Annotated in this window: 17 protein-coding genes; 8 read left to right on the top strand and 9 right to left on the bottom strand. The window is 62.6% G+C overall.

Annotated elements, in window-relative coordinates:
* Positions 1-77 precede the first annotated feature (77 nt).
* On the bottom strand, positions 78-686 hold the full coding sequence (locus tag U1R88_RS22260) for a CGNR zinc finger domain-containing protein (protein WP_322433219.1): 609 nt from the start codon (positions 684-686) through the stop codon (positions 78-80).
* An 81-nt stretch (positions 687-767) separates the two neighbouring features.
* Between U1R88_RS22260 and U1R88_RS22255 the strand changes: the two genes are divergently transcribed.
* The 5 genes from U1R88_RS22255 to U1R88_RS22235 all read left to right on the top strand — a co-directional run bounded on the left by U1R88_RS22255 (position 768) and on the right by U1R88_RS22235 (position 7553).
* Positions 768-1577 carry an alpha/beta fold hydrolase gene (locus U1R88_RS22255; RefSeq protein ID WP_322433218.1) on the top strand — a complete coding sequence of 270 codons (810 nt, stop codon included), beginning with the start codon at positions 768-770 and terminating at the stop codon, positions 1575-1577.
* Positions 1578-2431: 854 nt separating this feature from the next.
* Positions 2432-3643 carry a plasmid partitioning protein RepA gene (gene repA / locus U1R88_RS22250; protein ID WP_068289206.1) on the top strand — a complete coding sequence of 404 codons (1212 nt, stop codon included), beginning with the start codon at positions 2432-2434 and terminating at the stop codon, positions 3641-3643.
* Positions 3644-3722: 79 nt separating this feature from the next.
* Positions 3723-4715, top strand: a complete 993-nt coding sequence (gene repB, locus U1R88_RS22245) for a plasmid partitioning protein RepB (RefSeq protein WP_322433217.1) — start codon at positions 3723-3725, stop codon at positions 4713-4715.
* A 154-nt stretch (positions 4716-4869) separates the two neighbouring features.
* A complete protein-coding gene (gene repC, locus U1R88_RS22240) occupies positions 4870-6096 on the top strand; it encodes a plasmid replication protein RepC (RefSeq protein ID WP_322433216.1) in 1227 nt (408 codons plus the stop codon).
* A 353-nt stretch (positions 6097-6449) separates the two neighbouring features.
* Entirely contained in the window at positions 6450-7553 is a 1104-nt protein-coding gene (locus U1R88_RS22235; RefSeq protein WP_322433215.1) for an RHE_PE00001 family protein, read from the top strand.
* A 28-nt stretch (positions 7554-7581) separates the two neighbouring features.
* On the opposite strand, the gene U1R88_RS22230 is transcribed toward U1R88_RS22235, so the two are convergent.
* The 8 genes from U1R88_RS22230 to U1R88_RS22195 form a co-directional block, all read right to left on the bottom strand.
* The gene (locus tag U1R88_RS22230; protein WP_322433214.1) at positions 7582-8019 is read right to left on the bottom strand and encodes an acyl-CoA thioesterase; all 438 of its coding nucleotides are present in this window, start codon (positions 8017-8019) and stop codon (positions 7582-7584) included.
* Complete coding sequence (locus tag U1R88_RS22225; protein WP_322433213.1) at positions 8012-8755, bottom strand: glutathione S-transferase family protein; 744 nt, start codon at positions 8753-8755, stop codon at positions 8012-8014. Before U1R88_RS22225 ends, U1R88_RS22230 begins: the two co-directional genes overlap by 8 nt.
* Before the next feature lie 81 nt (positions 8756-8836).
* Positions 8837-9796 (bottom strand): LysR family transcriptional regulator, encoded by a 960-nt coding sequence (locus tag U1R88_RS22220; RefSeq protein WP_322433212.1) that lies wholly within the window; start codon positions 9794-9796, stop codon positions 8837-8839.
* A gap of 157 nt (positions 9797-9953) precedes the next feature.
* Entirely contained in the window at positions 9954-11123 is a 1170-nt protein-coding gene (gene argE, locus U1R88_RS22215) for an acetylornithine deacetylase (RefSeq protein ID WP_322433211.1), read from the bottom strand.
* A gap of 61 nt (positions 11124-11184) precedes the next feature.
* Entirely contained in the window at positions 11185-11862 is a 678-nt protein-coding gene (locus U1R88_RS22210; RefSeq protein WP_322433210.1) for a DUF1028 domain-containing protein, read from the bottom strand.
* Between the two features lie 11 nt (positions 11863-11873).
* Positions 11874-12293 carry a RidA family protein gene (locus U1R88_RS22205; RefSeq protein WP_082979771.1) on the bottom strand — a complete coding sequence of 140 codons (420 nt, stop codon included), beginning with the start codon at positions 12291-12293 and terminating at the stop codon, positions 11874-11876.
* 23 nt (positions 12294-12316) lie between these two features.
* A complete protein-coding gene (locus U1R88_RS22200) occupies positions 12317-13771 on the bottom strand; it encodes a 4-hydroxyphenylacetate 3-hydroxylase family protein (RefSeq protein ID WP_322433209.1) in 1455 nt (484 codons plus the stop codon).
* A 198-nt stretch (positions 13772-13969) separates the two neighbouring features.
* Entirely contained in the window at positions 13970-15103 is a 1134-nt protein-coding gene (locus tag U1R88_RS22195; RefSeq protein WP_322433208.1) for a branched-chain amino acid ABC transporter substrate-binding protein, read from the bottom strand.
* Between U1R88_RS22195 and U1R88_RS22190 the strand changes: the two genes are divergently transcribed.
* Genes U1R88_RS22190 through U1R88_RS22180 form a run of 3 tightly spaced genes read left to right on the top strand, consistent with a single transcriptional unit; the run spans position 15102 to position 17465 of the window.
* Positions 15102-15311, top strand: a complete 210-nt coding sequence (locus U1R88_RS22190; RefSeq protein WP_322433207.1) for a hypothetical protein — start codon at positions 15102-15104, stop codon at positions 15309-15311. The two genes, U1R88_RS22195 and U1R88_RS22190, sit on opposite strands and share 2 nt — an antisense overlap.
* 45 nt (positions 15312-15356) lie before the next feature.
* Positions 15357-16274 carry a branched-chain amino acid ABC transporter permease gene (locus U1R88_RS22185; protein ID WP_322433206.1) on the top strand — a complete coding sequence of 306 codons (918 nt, stop codon included), beginning with the start codon at positions 15357-15359 and terminating at the stop codon, positions 16272-16274.
* A 3-nt stretch (positions 16275-16277) separates the two neighbouring features.
* Positions 16278-17465: a branched-chain amino acid ABC transporter permease gene (locus U1R88_RS22180; protein ID WP_322433205.1), complete on the top strand. Its 1188-nt coding sequence runs from the start codon at positions 16278-16280 to the stop codon at positions 17463-17465.
* Positions 17466-17468 lie beyond the last annotated feature (3 nt).

Here is a 17468-nt window from a genome sequence, read left to right as displayed (position 1 = left end):
GGGCCGGCGGCGGGAAGCGTTGGAGAATCATTCCTTATCTCGATGAAATGATATCAATAGCCGACTACCAATAGTAATCACCGGCAGCGAAAAGCCTCGGCCTTGGCACGATTGCCGCAGGTGCGCATGTCGCACCAGCGTCGGCCCGCGCCCCGCCCGCGATCGATGAAGAGCCAAGTGCAGCGGCTGCATTGCCGCAGGCGCGCGACATCTTCGCTGCGCAGGAACTCCTCGAGGGCCAAGGCGATGGCGTCTAGCCAGCGCTCGGAACTGCCCGCGTCCGGCCGCCACCTGAATCGCCTCCCCTCCTCCCGGAAAGCGCCTCGTCCCAAGGCATCGCGGATCGCCCGTTCCACGTGCTCCATGCCTTGGCGAGCCGGCTCCGCAAGGCCAGATAGGCCAAGCATTCCCGCATAAGCCTGCTCCCGCAGGTCATGCAACCGGACCAACGCACCTTCATCGTCGAGCGACGTATCCTGCAGGAATGCGGAGAGTTCCTGCTTCGACAGCAGCCCCGCCCCGTCGGCCCAATGACGAAGCGCCTCCCAACTGCAGATCTTGTCATCCAGGCGAGTCTTGCCGGTGTCGGCAACGGTATTGATGAAATCAAGTACGGGATGGCCGCCGACATAATCGGCTTCGCTCCACCCTTGGGCAAATCGGCTCTGAGACTCGGAAATAACCATTATTTTGAATTTAGCGGTTGCGCTCTCGAAAATCCAGCCTAACCTATAATTGCAATAAAGAGGTTATTCTGGAGAAACGCCATGCTGGAGCTTACCAACCGTTTCACCTTTGAAGGCAGCCAGATCGCCTGGGGCATGCTGGGCGATGGTCCCTCTATGGTGCTGGTGCATGGCACCCCCTTTTCGTCGCAGGTCTGGCGCCGCATCGCTCCCTGGCTCGCCCGCAGGCGGCGGATCTTCTTCTACGACCTGCTCGGCTACGGCCAATCCGACATGCCGGACAGGGATGTCTCACTCGGCATGCAGAACCGGCTTTTCGGCGCCATGCTGCGCGAATGGGGTCTGGAGCGGCCGCACGTGCTCGCCCATGATTTCGGCGGCGCCACCGCTCTGCGTGCGCATTTCCTCGACGATGTCGCCTTTTCCGACCTGACCTTGATCGATCCCGTCGCGATCGCACCGCAGGGATCTCCCTTCGTCAGGCATGTCGGCCACCATGAAGCCGCCTTTGCGGGACTGCCGGCCTATGCCCATCATGCCCTCGTCTCGGCCTATATCGGCAACGCGGTCGCGCTGCCCTTGAGCGAGGAGGAACTGTCGATCTATCGAGATCCCTGGCTGGGCGACATCGGCCAGAGCGCCTTCTATCGCCAGATCGCGCAGATGAATCAACGCTATATCGAGGAGGTCGAGGCTCGCTATCGACGCCCGGACTTTCCCACGCGCATCATCTGGGGAGAGGACGACGCCTGGATCCCTCTCGCCCAGGGAGGCAAGCTAGCCGAACGCCTCACCGACGGCGCCCTCATCGCCGTGCCCCGGGCCGGCCACCTGGTTCAGGAGGATGCACCGGAGGCCATCGTCGCGGCTGTCCTTGACGAGCTTCCTTGAGGAGAGTTGATACGCCGCCGATCGAGCAGAGGCTCAACAAGCGCGGAATCCTCCACCCAGGCCCGGAGCGCCCCGCGGTAGGTCCCTTGCGTCATGGGGCACCCGACGTCGCTCCCTCACCCGATGGAGCGGGGATGATACTCCCTATATCCAGTGCGCCTCCACGCAAACGCACAAACGCAACTGTAGTGCTGGCTTGCAACGACGGCCCGGCGGCGCTGTCAGGCTCGGCGACAACCTGAGCCCATTGGCGATCGATCGGCCGGGGACATCGCAGGGAGCTGACCCGAACTCCATGCGAGGCTTCGGGCACTCCCATTCCATGCTGGGGTCCGAGATTGACATCGCAGCCAGAAGTCGAGCCCCAGGGTAGACCGCTCCCCTTTTCCACACAGGATACCCGCGCCCTGCCCTGCCAAGGAAAGCTCACAAGCCCGCCTGAGCGGCCGTAGTCGATCGGCATTGGTGCGAGCTGCAGATCGCCATTCCTGAAATCGCCGGCCCTTTGACCATCGCAAGCACAGCGCGCTGCGCTCGTCTCGAGATATTTTCTTTGGAGAGGATAGAATCGGCGGGAATCAGACTTCGATTCCCGTCAATAGGCAGCGGCCTAAATCTTTTATTTTTCCTACCAGCCTCAAGCGGCGTTTTGACAGCCGTGCAAACCGCAAAAAACCAACGATAATACAAAAAGATAGAATTGAAACAGGCCGTGCCGGAAGTGATTCGAGACACTATTTCGGCGTTAACCTTTCATTAACCTAAAATTCATTGCCGCTCCGCGAGAATCGGGCATAATTCCCGCTTGAAATGTTGTTTCATGCGAAAAAGCGTTATTCCGAGAATCGTAGTCGATGAACATGTCGATCTCAAACCAGGATCTGGAGGCATTCAGCTTTCACGAGACCATCCTCCAGCAGGGGGAATTGATCTCGGACAAGCTTAACATGCTCCGGGTCGAGCACTATCCACCGAATGCGCTGAAGAGCCTGCGCTCCTTCTCGCTGGCGGAGGTCGCCTATTTCCTTGGCGTTACCCAATCCAACGTCAAGAAACTGCATCTGGAAGGCAAGGGCCCGATTCCGACCACTTCCAGCTCGGGCCGGCGCAGCTATACGGCCGAGCAGATGCTCGAGCTGCGGCAATATCTCGACCGGCATGGCCGGGCGGACTTCAAGAAGTATGTCCCGCATCGCCGGGCCGGCGAAAAGCTTCAGATCCTCTCCGTGGTGAACTTCAAGGGCGGTAGCGGCAAGACCACCACCGCTGCCCATCTTGCCCAGCACCTCGCTTTGACCGGGCACCGTGTGCTGGCCATCGATCTCGACCCGCAGGCTTCGCTTTCGGCATTGCACGGCATTCAGCCCGAGCTCGACAAGAACCTCTCGCTCTACGAGGCCCTGCGCTATGACGATCAGAGGAAGCCGATCACACAGGTGATCCGGCCGACCAATTTTCCCGGCCTCGACATCGTACCGGCCAATCTGGAGCTGCAGGAATACGAGTACGACACGCCACTGGCCGCCTCCAACCGCGCCTCGCCGGACGGGCGGCTGTTCTTCACACGCATCACCAACGCGCTGAAGGAAGTCGAGGATCGTTATGATGTCGTGGTGATCGACTGCCCGCCCCAGCTCGGCTATCTCACCCTGACGGCACTGACGGCATCGACTTCGGTGCTGATCACCATCCACCCCCAGATGCTCGACGTCATGTCGATGAGCCAGTTCCTGCTGATGCTCGGCGGCGTCCTGCGCTCGATCAGCAAGGCAGGGGCGGAAGTGCGCCTGCAGTGGTTCCGATATCTGGTCACCCGTTTCGAACCGATAGACGGACCTCAGACCCAAATGGTCGGCTTCATGCAGGCACTGTTCCCGCATCAGATGCTGAAAAGTCCGATGCTGAAATCCACCGCGATTTCGGATGCCGGCATCACCAACCAGACCCTCTATGAAGTCGACCGCTCCCAATTCATCCGATCGACCTATGACCGCGCGATCGAGGCTCTCAATGCCGTGAACGAGGAGATCACCACTCTGGTCCACAAGGCATGGGGCCGGCGATGAGACCGATTTTTGACAGCCGTGCAGACCGGCAAAAAAACGCATTCTTTCAATATGTTGGACGAGAGCAGGGGAGGGCGCTTTGGCACGCAAGAATCTTCTAGCGAGCATTACCGGCCCCGCTGCGGATCGGACGGTGCATGAAACGCGCTCAGACTATGCTTCGCGCGGCGCGTCGCGCTCCATGATGCTGTCGATCGAGGAACTGGCCGAGAGTGCCAAGCGTCTCACCGACGGTGAGACCATTGTCGCGCTCGATCCAGGCCTCCTCGACGCTTCCTTCGTCTCCGACCGTATCGAAGACGACGAGGAGGAATTTGCCCTGTTCCGCGAAGGGATCGAGAAGGATGGGCAGCTTCAGCCCATTCTCGTCCGCCCCCATCCGGACAGCGATGGGCGCTATATGATCGTCTTTGGTCATCGGCGCGCGCGCGCAGCACGGGAGCTCGGCATCCGGGTGCGTGCCGTGGTCAAGAATGTCGAGGAAATCGCCCATATCATCGCGCAGGGCCAGGAAAACACCCGCAGGGCTGATTTGTCCTTCATCGAGAAGTCGCTATTTGCCGCCAAGCTGCTCGCGATGGGGCAGAGCAAGGATACGATCAAATCAGCCCTCACGGTCGATGATACGCTGCTTTCACGCATGCTGTCTGTGGTCGAGATCGTGCCCCCTTCGATCATCGAGGCGATCGGTGCTGCCAAGGCTATCGGCCGCGACCGCTGGGAAGAACTCAAAAAACTCCTTCTACGGCCTGGCACAGCCAGCCAGGCAGAGGAGCTTCTCGCCACGGAAGATTTTCGCCATCTCGATACGCCTGCCCGCTTTAACCGACTGCTGACGCATCTCCAGCGCTCACGCAAGCCGGTCCGAACGGCATCGGCACCAGAATCGGCCGGCAACTGGGCTGCGGAGGACAAACGCGTGGCGGCCAGCTACCGAAACACCGGAAAATCCTTCAGCCTATCGCTCAAATCGAAGGATGCGGGCGAGTTCGGTAATTACCTCTCGTCCAACCTGGAGGCGCTTTACGAAGCCTTCAGGGAGGCAAAACAACGCAACCAAACAGGAGATTAACCCCGCAAAAGAAAAAAGCCCCCGAGCGTCGCCGCGCGGAAGCCTTTTCTGTCGTAAGCAAACAGAGAATCTCATTTCCGCGAATCACTGTCAAGCGTTTCAGGCGTCGTACTTCGACGAGCGGATTTCTTTTGCCTGGATAAGGTGAAAGAGAGTGCAGATTCATCATGCAACGTCGCCCTTTGGGCGGCGAACGCTGACACTTGCCCAGATTGCAAGTCAGGCGATCGCTAAGACACATCCAAACACACGTGCACTTCCGAAATGGGAGATTTATCAGGCCCTGTGCACGGCACGCATGCGTCTCGGCATTTCCGAGCGCGCATTGGCCGTTCTTAACGCATTGCTGACTTTCCATCCCGAAAACACGCTCTCGGGCAAAGCCATCATCGTGTTTCCGTCCAATGAACAGCTCTGCCGTCGCGCGCATGGCATGCCCGCCTCGACACTTCGGCGCCATCTCGCCGTCCTCGTCGAAGCCGGCCTGATCATCCGGCGCGACAGCCCCAACGGCAAACGCTACGCCCGTCGCAATCGTGGCGGCAGCATTGAGCTCGCCTATGGTTTTGACCTCGCCCCCCTGCTTGCCCGTGCCGACGAGTTCATGCAGCTTGCCGCCGAGGTCGAGGATGCCGCCCGATCGCTCAAGCTCGCCCGCGAGCGCATCACCATCTGCCGGCGCGACATCTCCAAGATGATCGCCGCCGCACAACAGGAACTGATGCATGAGAGCCCAGAGAAGGCAGAGGGCCAGATCTGGCTCGACCTGCACGCCCTCTATCGCGACCTTATCGAAAGCATGCCACGACGCGCCACGCTCGAACAGCTCGAAACCTTGGCGAACCAGCTTTCGGCATTGGCCGACGACATCCTCAACCGATTGGAAATACAGATCAAAACTGCAAAAGTGAGCACCATTGAGTCCAGCAATGAGCGCCACATACAGAAATCAGATCCAGAATCCTTTATTGATTCTGAACCGGCAACACCCATTGCCCAGGCAACAAAGCCAGCACCGGCAAACCGCACAGCCTCGCTCGACAGCAGCTGCACCCTCGGCATGGTCCTGCGCGCCTGCCCCGATATTCTCGACTACACCCGCAACGGCATCGGCAATTGGCGTGATTTCCTCGGGGCCACCAGCCTGGCCCGCTCCATCCTGCGGATCAGTCCAAGCGCCTGGGAGGAAGCACAAACCGTGATGGGTGAAACACAGGCTGCCGTGGTCATCGCCTGCATCGTCCAGAGAGCCGCCAATATCAATTCAGCTGGCGGTTACCTGCGCAGCCTCACCCGCAAGGCCGAGGCAGGACAATTGTCGCTTGGTCCCATTCTGATGGCGCAAATCCATGCCCGCGAACCACAACCCTTAAGAACCTGACGATCGTCATGGCCAGGATGAAACGAATGATGTCCTTTGCAAAAAAAACGGCCGGAAAACCGGCCGCTGCTTGGATAGGCATCCAAGAAGTTTCTCTTGGGAGGAAACACCGGGAACCCATCAACCCACCGGGGAAGAATGGGGACGTGCTCCCGACAACGGGGATATGGAGAGAGCCAGGCTCCGCTTCAAGGTCGGGCGGCGTTAAATATCGGCAAGGCAGGAATTGAAAACGCATTTGCCAACGACGAGCGCCGAAAAAAGCTCTTCTCGATGTGGCGGAAGCTAAATCTATGTTAGGTTCCGTTATTAGATTTTTCATTAGGGTTATCAGGCCTTTGAAAATAGCTGGATTGGAGCTCGGAAGGCTGCCCTGGAGCGAAATCGCAGTCCCTCTTGCTATTGCGGAGGATGGACTTGCGCGGCTCGACGAAAGGCTGCGCACCAGTCCGATCCGACAGGGCTGGATCTCGCGCACCCATTTCTACGATGCCGCCGGCAGCCTGTGGCTCGATGGCGAATTGGTGCATCTCGAAGACCTTGTGCTGCACGATGCGGCCATGGACGCGCGCACACCGACCCATGAGCTTACCCGAGCTCACACCGTCCTGCGAGCTCGGCGGCGTATCGCTTCGGCTCCAGGCGACTGGGCTCTCTCGCCGGAAGGGCTGGCGGCGCTGATCGGCAAGGAACCGGCCGGGCAGGGATTATTCCTCACGCCTCGGGAAACGAATGACTTCAAGCCACAGGAAAAAGACAACGCATCGGTCCGGCCTGATGAATCGGAGGATCAGGCCTGGGCGGCCGAGCTGGCTGCAATCGACACGGTCGTCTCGCGCTCATCGGCCGTGCTTGCCGGGGAGATTGCCTCGATGCCCAATCGCAAGCCGGACATCTACGACGCCGACTGGGATGAGGAGGCTCGCCTCGAGGAATGGCGCGAACACATCAAGCGGCTGGAGGGGCTGCCGCCGGTGCTCGCCGCAGCGGCAGCGATCCTCGCCTGGGAAGCCATCGAGCCCCTGCAATATGCCGCCTGGCTCGGACGCGTGCTGGGAGCGAGCATCCTCCGGGCACGCGACAAGGCGCGCTTTCATCTGCCTTGTCTATGCGTGGGCTTGCGGGCTTTGCCTCGCGAGACGCGATTTGCCCATGGTCCCGGTCCGCGGCTCCTGGCTTTCATCCAGGCCATCGCAGCGGCGGCGGAACAAGGATTGAAGGACCACGACCGCTGGATCCTGGCTCGGCACCAGCTCGAGCGCCACCTTGCCGGGCGCCGCTCCACCTCGAAATTGCCGGCCTTGATCGAACTGATGCTGACGACCCCACTTGCCTCGGCTCAGCTCATCGCCAAGCGGCTCGATATCACGCCGCGGGCCGCGCAGGATCTCGTTACGCAACTGGGGGTGAGGGAGATCACCGGGCGAGGGCGCTATCGGGCCTGGGCGATCATATGAGTGAATACAGCAAGGCGTCGGCGGTTCGCTACGCCAGTTGAGGTCGGTGGACGCTCAGTTCCTGCAGGCGCTTGACGGCTCCTTCGGAAAGGGCACGGGAGCGGCGCGTGCTGTTGTCGACGAGCACCACGACGCTCTGCCCCTGGGCAACACAGGACCCGTTCTGAAACACGGCCTGATCGAGCGTGATCGAACTGCGGCCGAAGCCGTTGATCCTCGTACCGATTTCCACTGTCCCAGGCCAAAGCACCTCGGCGCGAAAATCGATGACCACGCGCGCAAGCACGAAAGAGCTGCCGGCATCCGCAATGGGGGCGGCGAGATCATGGAGGAGTTCAACCCGGCCCGTCTCCAGGAAGGTCGCAAACACTGCATTGTTCACATGGCCCTGCCGGTCCGTATCGCCATAGCGCAGCTTGTCGGTGGTCAGGAACTCGTAGTCTGCCGGAACAGGCAGGTCAGGCATCTGGCAACTCCGAAACGGCCTTGTGGTGGGGAGCTTGGCGTGCAAAACCATCGAAGAGATCGAGCAGGCGCTCGCGCCAGGCATGGATCGTGTCGTCAGCCGCCAGGAGGGTGGCACCACTAGTGCAGCGGGCCCACATGAACATGCCGAAAACGCAGTAATCGGCATAATTGGGATGCAAGCCTCCGAGGAAGGCCTGCCCGCCCAGCAAATGGCGCAGAGGCGTGAGCGTGTGACGCAGCCTGTCGAGATGAACCTGCTGGTCCTGGACGACCTGCTCCAGCGTCTTGCCATAGCGCTGCTCGCGGGTCGCGCGGAAATAGTCCCGGTCCTTGTCGTCAAGGATAGTGTAGATATCGAGCAGGATCAGGCGGGCGATGGCAGGCAGCAGGGCCGTATCGGCCCAACTGTTGACGAAACGCGTCACCGCTGCCGCTTGCGGCGCACCGAAGAGGGAAGGGCGGTCGGCAAAGCGCTCTTCGAGGTGAAGCGCGATGCGCCAGGAATCGGAAACGACATTGGCGCCATCGATGAGAACGGGCACCAGCCCCTGGCCCGAGAAGGCGATGGCTTCCTTGTCGGTGAAACGCCATGGCCTGCGATCGGCCTGAAGCCCTTTATGGGCCAGGGCCATCCGGATCTTCCAGCAGTGCGGGCTGAAGCGAAGCTGCGGGTCGGATCCGGCGAGTTCGTAGAGGATGAGTCTCGGCTCATTCGCAAGTCTTGGCTCGTTCATACCGCCTCCCATGCACAAGATGGCATTCGGCACGCATGGTGCTGCGGCCGGACAGGCATCCGGGTGGAGAATCAGGATCGATTACACCTCATCGGCTATAACACGAGAGGGACCTGACTCGGTTCCGCGCATGCCTGGAATATGATCGGCCGTGATGACCTCCCGGCAATGAGCCTCGAAGGCATCGACGATGCGAGGGCGCCGCATGTCCTTCAAACAGGCCAACCCCATCACCATCGTGGCGGTATTGCCCTCGAGTTCGACATAGGCGAGGGGGCGGCCATTTTCCGCCATCATGTTCACTGGTCTTACCGTCAGCATGGAAAAGCCGAGGCCGGCGCCGACATAGGAACGCAGGGTCGACGGGCTGGCCGTTTCGGCGACGATCCGGGGCGTGATGCTGCGCTGCTCGAACATGGACAGGAAATATTGGCGGCTGAGCGGCAGGTCGAGCAGGATGAAGGGCTCGTCCGCCAACTCCTCCAGGCGGACGCTCGATCGGCCGGCGAACCGATGGTCCGCAGCCAGCAGCACATAGGACGGCATCTCCACCAGAGGCTGGAAGCTCATGTCCGGCGTCAGATTGAGCTGATAGGTCAGGGCGATGTCGATCCGGGCCGAGCGCAGGCCTTCCAGCAGTTCGGCCTCGCTGCCCTCGGTCACCACCATCTGGGCATCGGGATATTTGGAGACGAAGCCGCGCCAGAGCTCCGGCATGATCAGGGAAGAGAAGGTCCTGAATGAGCCGACATTGATCGGACCCGACACGATGGAGCCGGCGGCATTGGCCACGTCATAGAGTTCATAGGCGGCGCGCAAGGATTCCTTGGCGGCTCGGAGCAGGCGCTTGCCGGGCGTGGTCAGCGACAGGCCCTGGGCGTGCTGGCGCACGAAGATCTGCACGCCCAGCTCGGTTTCCAGATGCGAGATCGCCGCCGAGACCGAGGGCTGGGAGATATTCACGAGCTCGGCTGCCCGGGTGACGCTGCCGGTCTCGCCGGCGGCGACGAAATAGCTCAATTGTCGCAAGGTGAAACGCATGGGGGGCTCCTCACGCGGCCGGCACGGATGGTGGGTTCAACACTGCGGCCCTGGATGGCAAATATTACTGTCGGACAAAATTCCCTGTTCGATGCGGTACGTCAAAGCGGCAACTGGCCGCTCGGCAGGAAAGGGCAGGGGAGAGGCCGCCCCGCCATCAGAGTCCGACGGCAAGGCGATCGACCAGCGTGGCGAGCATGGCGTCGCAGCGCCCGAGCTGGCCGGCGTCGATATATTCGTCGGGCTTGTGGCCCTGCGCCATGAAGCCGGGGCCGCACACCGCCGTCGCCAGGCCGAGCCTGTCCTGGAACAGGCCCCCCTCCGTGCCGAACGCCACCTTGAAGGTCGGCTCCCGGCTCTGCGTGATCCGGCGCAGCAGAGCCACCACCGGTGAATCGGCGGGAGTCTCCAGGCCCGGATAGGCATTGACCTCGTCGATCGCGATGGCCGCTTCCGGAAAGGCGGGGCGCAGGGGCGCGACGATCGCTTCGGCGTCGCCCTTCAGACCGGCGATGATAGTCTGCGGATCATCGCCGGCGACGTTGCGGATCTCGAATTCGATCTCGCAGCATTCGGGCACGATGTTGAGGGCCTGGCCGCCGCTCATCCGCCCGGCATGGAGGGTGGTATAGGGAATTTCGTATTGGTCGTCGCGCCTGCCGGTCTCGGCGAGGAGGCGCTGGCGCTCGCGCAGCCTGCCGAGGAAATCCGCCCCCAGATGCAGGGCGTTGAGTGCGAGCGGCGCCAGCGCGGAATGGCCGGCACGGCCTGTGCAGCAGGCCCGCAACGCCACCTTGCCCTTGTGTCCGGTGGCGATCCGCATGCCGGTCGGCTCGCCGACGATACACAAGGCAGGGCGGATTCTGCCGGTCGCCAGCCGCTCGATCAAGCTGCGCACGCCGACACAGCCGATTTCCTCGTCATAGGAAAAGGCAAGATGAAGCGGCGTCTTCAGCTCCTGCCTTGCCGCTTGCAAGGCCGTTGCCAGGGCCGACGCCACGAAACCCTTCATGTCGGCGGTGCCGCGGCCGTAATAGCGGCCATCCCGTTCGCTAAGGGCGAACGGATCCGTGCTCCAGGCTTGGCCCTCGACTGGAACGACATCGGTATGGCCGGAGAGCACGACGCCGCCATCCGCGGCAGGTCCGATGGTCGCGAACAGATTGGCCCTTGTGCCGTCCGGACTTTCGACGAGATCCCAGGCGATGCCGGCACCATCGAGCAGACTGGTGACATAGTCGATCAGTTCGCGGTTCGATTGCCGGCTGATGGTCGCAAAACCGATCAGGCGCTCGAGAATGTCCAGGGTCGTCGGTTCGGTTGCCATGCTGTCATCGCCACATGAAGGAGCCCGATCCTTTGGACCGGGCCCCGATTGTCATACCTGCTCAGAGATCGCCCGGTACGCCATAGCTCGGCGCCTTGCTCGGGTCGAGGGCTCGCGAGACATAGGCTTCCATCTCGCCCTTCCAGCGCTGCCAGAGCTGGTCGAGGTCCTCGATCGGGTCGCCTTCGCTCCAGTCGACCCTGAGGTCCGCGACCGGCCAGGCGACGTCCCGCACCAGCAGCATGCCGATGGAATGGACGGGGCCTTCCTCGCCACCGGCCTTCACCGCGGCGCGCATGGCGCCGATCAGGCGATCGCCAAGCGATTGCTCCGCCGCCGCCTCGAAGGCCGCGACCATGGCGACCGGGACCTCCGGCGACGACAGGAGGTTGCCGGCCGCGACCACGCCGGCGCCCTCGACCACCCGGTGGGTGCCGAGCGTCCGGCTGCCCGAGAAGGAGGCGGTGCGGCCCTGGCTGTCGACCAGAGCGAGCTGCCGGAACTCCAGATGCGGGGCCTCGGCCTTGAGCCGTTCCAGGGCTTCTGGTGCCGACAGCCCTCCGGCCATCAAATCGAGGCCCTTCGGTCCGAGCCGGGGATCGGTGATGTTCTGCGTGGCGACAACGCCGACACCGGCCCGCGCATGCGCGCAGCGGGCGGCGACGCAGGGCGAGGACGAGGATACGGCGATGCCGAACATGCCGGTCCGGGCGCAGCGCGCCGAGATCGAGAAGGTCATCGGGCTCTCCCTCAGGCCGCGTCGGGGATGACAGCCGTCACCTCGATCTCGACCACCCATTCGGGCCGGGCCAGGGCAGGCACCACCAGGCCGGTGGAGCAGGGATGGACGCCCTTGAACCACTCGCCCATCTCCAGATAGACCGCCTCTCGGTAGCGGATATCGGTCAGATACACCACGATGCGGCAGATATGGGCCATTTCGCTGCCGGCTTCCTCCAGCAGCATCTTGATGTTCTCCATGGATTTGCGGGCCTGGGCCCGGGCATCGCCGACATGCAGGCTCTCGCGGGTGTCGAGGTCCTGGGAGACCTGGCCGCGCAGGAACACCATGGTGCCGCGGGCGACCACGCCCTGGCTGAGATCGGTGTTGAGCTTCTGCTCGGGATAGGTGTCCTTGGTGTTGAAGGGGCGAAGACGCTTGTGGATCATGATTGAGTACTCCGGGGGCCGAATTAGCGCGGGGCGGTGAGGATGCGGTCCGACAGGCCGGCGGATTTCTTGGTGAAGCGCAGGGCGTCGTTCCAGTCGAAATTGCGGTAGACGGCGCCGAGATGGGCGAAGGGCGGCGACTGGGCGAAGAGCTGGAAGGTCAGCCGGTGGCCGGCATAGTCGGAGTTGAGCAGGTCGCGGGCGAAGGCGAGCAGCTTGCGCCGGTCGTTGCTGTCCCAGTTCTCGTTGAGCGTGTAGTACTTCTTCAGCCAGACGCCGGCTTCCTCGTCGGCGAAGCTGGCGGCATCGGGCGTGACGCAGATCTGGCCGCCGCAGAGCTCGCGGGCGATATGCATCATGTGATGAAGCTGCGAGCAGGCATGCACGCGCCCCGTCATCAGGAGGGATTGGTTGGGCATCAACAGCCCGCCCGGGCTCTTCTCGGCATTGGTGATCGAGGCGGTCAGATGCGCATTGATGCCCTCACGGTAGCAGGCGAGCGTCGCCAGCTTTTCCTGGACCGCCTGCTGGTTTTCCAGGCCGGTCTGGCGCACGTTCCATAGCGCCGCGCCGATCAGCATGTCGGCGAGCTTGAGGTTGCGCTGCACGAAGGCGAAGGCCGAATAGCGATGCAGCGTGGCGCGGATGAAGGCAGCCGCCTTGGTGTGCTGGTAGAACAGCACATTCTCCCAGGGGATCAGCACATTGTCATAGATGACCAGGCAGTCGACCTCGTCGAAGCGGTTGGCGAGCGGGTAGTCCTCGGCCGGGGCGCGGCCGGCGAAGCCGGTGCGGGCGATGAAGCGCAGGTTCGGCGAGGAGAAGTCGCACACGAAGCCGACGGCATAGTCGGACAGTTCCGAATTGCCCCAATTGGCGATGGTCGGCTTGGTGAAGGCCTGATTGGCATAGGCCGCGGCGGTCTCGTATTTGGCCCCGCGCACCACGATGCCGGCATCGGTCTCCTTGACGACATGCAGGAGCATGTCGGGATCCTGGTCCTGCGGCCGCTTGGAACGGTCGCCCTTGGGATCGGTGTTGGCCGAAACGTGGAAGGGATCGCGGTCGACGACGCGCTGGATGTGGTTGCGGATGTTGACGGAGAAGCGCGGGTCGACCTCGTTGAGGATGTCCTGGCCGTCATAGAGCGACCACATCTCGCCGGCCGTCTCGTCGCCCACACGGGTGACGACGCCGCCGACATCCTCCAGGATGGTGTCGGTGGCCAGGCGCTTGGCGTGCCAGTCGCTCTGATTGTGGGGCAGCTTGAGGCCGACGGAGTAGCGCTCGCCGTTTTCCTCATAGCTGAGGATGTCGCGGGTGGCGTCCTCATGCGCGAGGTCGTAGATGCGCGCGCGGATGTCGACCAGCGGCTTGAATTGGGGATGGAGGGTGACGTCCTTGACGCGCTCGCCATTGATCCAGATGCGCCGGCCGTCCCGGATCGAATCCCTGTATTGCTGCCCCGTTCTGAGCATCGTCTTTCCTTCGAAGTTTTCAGCGACATGAAGGCATGTCGCGAGGTGTGCGGCGGGTGAGGCCCGCTTTGCTTGTGTGCTAGATCTTGGGCGCCCGGTTGAAGGCGCAGACCATCGATCAGGGCAGGCAGGGCTTGCCCCGTGATGCGGCAGGTTGGTGGTGCCGGCGTTGCGGCCGACACCGGTAGCGGTAGCCGGTCAGTTCGTCTTGGTGGTCCAGGCGCCGTCCTTGACGACCTTGATCTCGATCTCGACCGGGATCTGCGTCTGGCCGTGATCGTCGAACGAGGTGGTGCCGAGCACGCCGTCATGCTTGATCGAGCGGATGGCCTGGGCGAGCTTGGCCTTGTCCTCGATGCCGTTGTCGGCGATCACCTTGAGCAGGATTTGCGTCGCCTCATAGGCATATTTGGTGTAGGGGCTGGGCGCCTCGGCATAGTTCTGGGCCTTGTAGTCGGCCTCCATCTTGGTCAAGGCCGGGTTGGACTGGGAAGCCGGATAGCTGACCATGGTGCCTTCGGCGGCCTTGCCCGCGACCGAGATGAATTCCGGATCGTAGAAACCGGAAATGCCGATCATCGGCATGGTTAGGCCGAGCTCGGCCATCTGCTTGCGCAGGATGCCGGCCTCGGTGATGACGCCGCCGAAATAGATCGCGTCGGGCGCCTCGCCCTTGATGCGGGTGAGGATGGTGCGAAAATCAGTGGTGCCCACGGGAAGCAGGTCAGTGGAGGAGGTCTGCCCGCCGGCCTCGCCGAAGAACTTCTTGAAGAAGTCGGCGTTGGAGACGCCATAGTCGGAGGTATCGGCGACGATGGCGATCTTCTTGGCACCCAGTGTCTTGAAGGCCCAGCCGGCCAGAGGCTGGTTCTCGGCCACCAGGGTCGGGGTAACGCGGGTGATCTCGGGCAGGTTCTGCTCGGTGATCTTCGGGCCGATGGCGCCCCAGACGATCATCGGCATCTCGAAGCGATGGAAGACGGGAATGGTGGCGAGCGCCACCGGGCTGTTCCAATGGCCCGTCGCCGCCACCACGGCTGAATCATTAGCCAGCTTCATGGCCGCGGAGACGCCGGTCTGCGGGTCGGAGGCGTCATCGAGCGCCACGCCCTCGATCGTATAGGGATAATTGCCCTCATTGGCCTGCTTGATGGCGAGCAGGAAGCCGTTGCGGGCGCCCAGGCCCTGGGGCGCGTTGCCGCCGCTGAGCGGGCCGAGGAAGCCGAGCTTGATGGTGTCCTTGGCCAAGGCCAGTGTCGGCAGCGAGGCCATGGCGGTCGCCAGCAGCACACTGCCGAGGAGGCGGCGCCGGCGTGCGTTGAAGATGGTCATGTCTATTCCCTTGCTCGATGGTGCGCCGGACCACGGCAGGATGGCTGGACTTGTCTTCTTGTTTGGGAGCCCGTGGCCGGTCGGCTTGTCCGAAGACGAGAGCAAGGGTGCGAAGTTTTTGCAAAAGCGAGAAGTCGCAATTTTTGAAGCACTGCCTCAGAAATGCCTAAGCAGCGCCGGCTTTTATCGCTGCCCCGCCTATGCGTAGAAAAGAAGACCGGACACTCGGCAAACGAGGCGGGAGGGGAATTCTATGGATGCGCTGCTCGCGCAATATCTGCTCAATTGGCTGGTGCTGGCCAGCATCTATGCCTTGGTGGCCTTGGGGTTCAGCCTGCTGTTCGGCGTGCTCAATGTCATCCATTTCTCGCATGGCGACGTCTCGATCACGGCGCCCTTCGTCGCCCTGGCGATGATCCAGATCCTGACCGGCGGCATGCTCGGCTTCGATACCGTGCCGGCCGCCCTGATCGCCTGCCTGATCGCGATCGCCTTTGTCGGCCTGCTCGGCGTGCTGCTCGACTGGCTGGTGATCCGCCGCTTCCGCAACGCCCCGGCGATGATGGCCCTGGTCGCCACGGTGGCGCTGGGCACCGTGGTGCGCGAATTGATCCGCAGCTTCTATCCACAGGGCAGCAATCCCAAGCCCTTCCCGGCCCTGGTGACGGGCGAGATCTCGCTGTTCGGCCTGACCGTGCCGGCTTTCAGCCTCACGGTGATCGTCCTGTGCATCGCGATGGTGGCGGCCCTGTTTGCCCTGATGCGGCATACGCCGCTTGGCATACGCATCCGGGCCGTCGCCGAGGACCGCAACACGGCGCGGCTGATGGCGATCAATCCCAGCCGCATGTTCGCCGCCACCTTCCTGCTCGCCTCGGCGGTCGGCGCCATCGGCGGCCTGTTCTATGCCAGCCATGCGGGGGTAGTGCGCTTCGATTTCGGCATCCAGCTCGGGCTGATCGGCTTTTCGGCCGCCGTGATCGGGGGGCTCGGCTCGATGCAGGGCGCGATCATCGGCAGCCTCCTGATCGCCGGCATCGAGATGCTGGCGCAGGCTTTGCTGGCGGATGGCGCCTCCTATCGCCTGGTCTGCATCTTCGTGCTGGTGATCTGCGTGCTGGTCTTCAAACCCTCGGGCCTGCTCGGCAAGCCTGTCTTCGAGAAGGTGTGAGCGATGGCCGCCACCACGCATAATCTGTCGCAGGCGCGTGCCGGCGCATCGCTCGGTGCCCTCGCCACCGTGCTCGGCATCGAGCTCGTCGGAGCCGTCCTGCTCGGAGCCCTGCTCCTGGCCGAACAGACCTGGATCATCGTCGCCCTGCTGGCCCTGCTCGGGGCCGGCTTCGCTGCCCTGCAGCTCAGGCCGCAGATCGAAGAACAGATCATCGCAGCCTTCCGGCAGTATCGGGGCGTCGCCACTCTCCTCGGCATCGCCATCGTCCTGGCATTTCCCTTCTTCATGCAGGGCAGCAGCTATGCGCTGCATCTGCTCATCGTGGCCCAGCTCTATTCGGTACTGGCGCTCGCCCTCAACTTCCAGCTCGGCAGCGCCAATATTCCCAATTTCGCGACGGGTGCCTCCTATGGCATCGGCGCCTACACCTCGGCCCTGCTGGCGATCAATTTCGGCATTTCCTTCTGGCTGACCCTGCCGATCTCGGCGGTGGTGGCGACCCTGTTCGGCTTTGCACTCGGCTTTCCCTCCATGCGCACCAAGGAGAGCTATCTGGCCCTGGTGACCATCGCCTTCGGCATCGTCGTCCAGCAATTGCTCAACAACCTGTCCTGGACCGGCGGTCCCAACGGCCTGGTCGGGATCCCCGCGCCGACCTTCTTCGGGCATTCCTTCATCAAGCCGCTCTATGTCTTCGGCTACAAGCTGCCGAGCCAAGCCAATTTCTACTATCTCTCGGCGGCGTTGGTGGGCCTGGCCATCCTCTCGGCGGGACGCCTCCACCACAGCCGGGTGGGCCTGGCCTGGAACGCGCTGAGGGCCGATCCGCTGGCGGCGCGCTGCCAGGGCATCAACGTGGTCTGGTACAAGATCCTGGCTTTCGGCGTCGACGCCTTCCTGGCCGCGTTCGCCGGCACCGTCTATGCCTTCTATGTCAGCTACATCTCGCCCGACAACTTCACCTTCGTGGTGTCGGTCACCATCATGACCATGGTGATCGTGGGCGGCATGGACAATACGCTCGGCGTGATCATCGGCGCCTTCCTGCTCACGCTGCTGCCGGAAAAGCTCAGGGTATTCTCCGATTACCGCCTGCTCTTCGTCAGTATCATCGTGATCGCCTTCCTGATCCTGCGGCCCCAGGGCCTCTTCCCGCAGCGCGCGCGCAATTATGGGGGCCAGCCATGAGGG

It is taken from the genome of Labrys sedimenti, from assembly GCF_034424805.1.
In the GTDB taxonomy this organism is placed as follows: domain Bacteria; phylum Pseudomonadota; class Alphaproteobacteria; order Rhizobiales; family Labraceae; genus Labrys; species Labrys sedimenti.
Note: the sequence above shows the minus strand (reverse complement) of the source record. Positions and strands in the feature narration are given on the sequence as shown.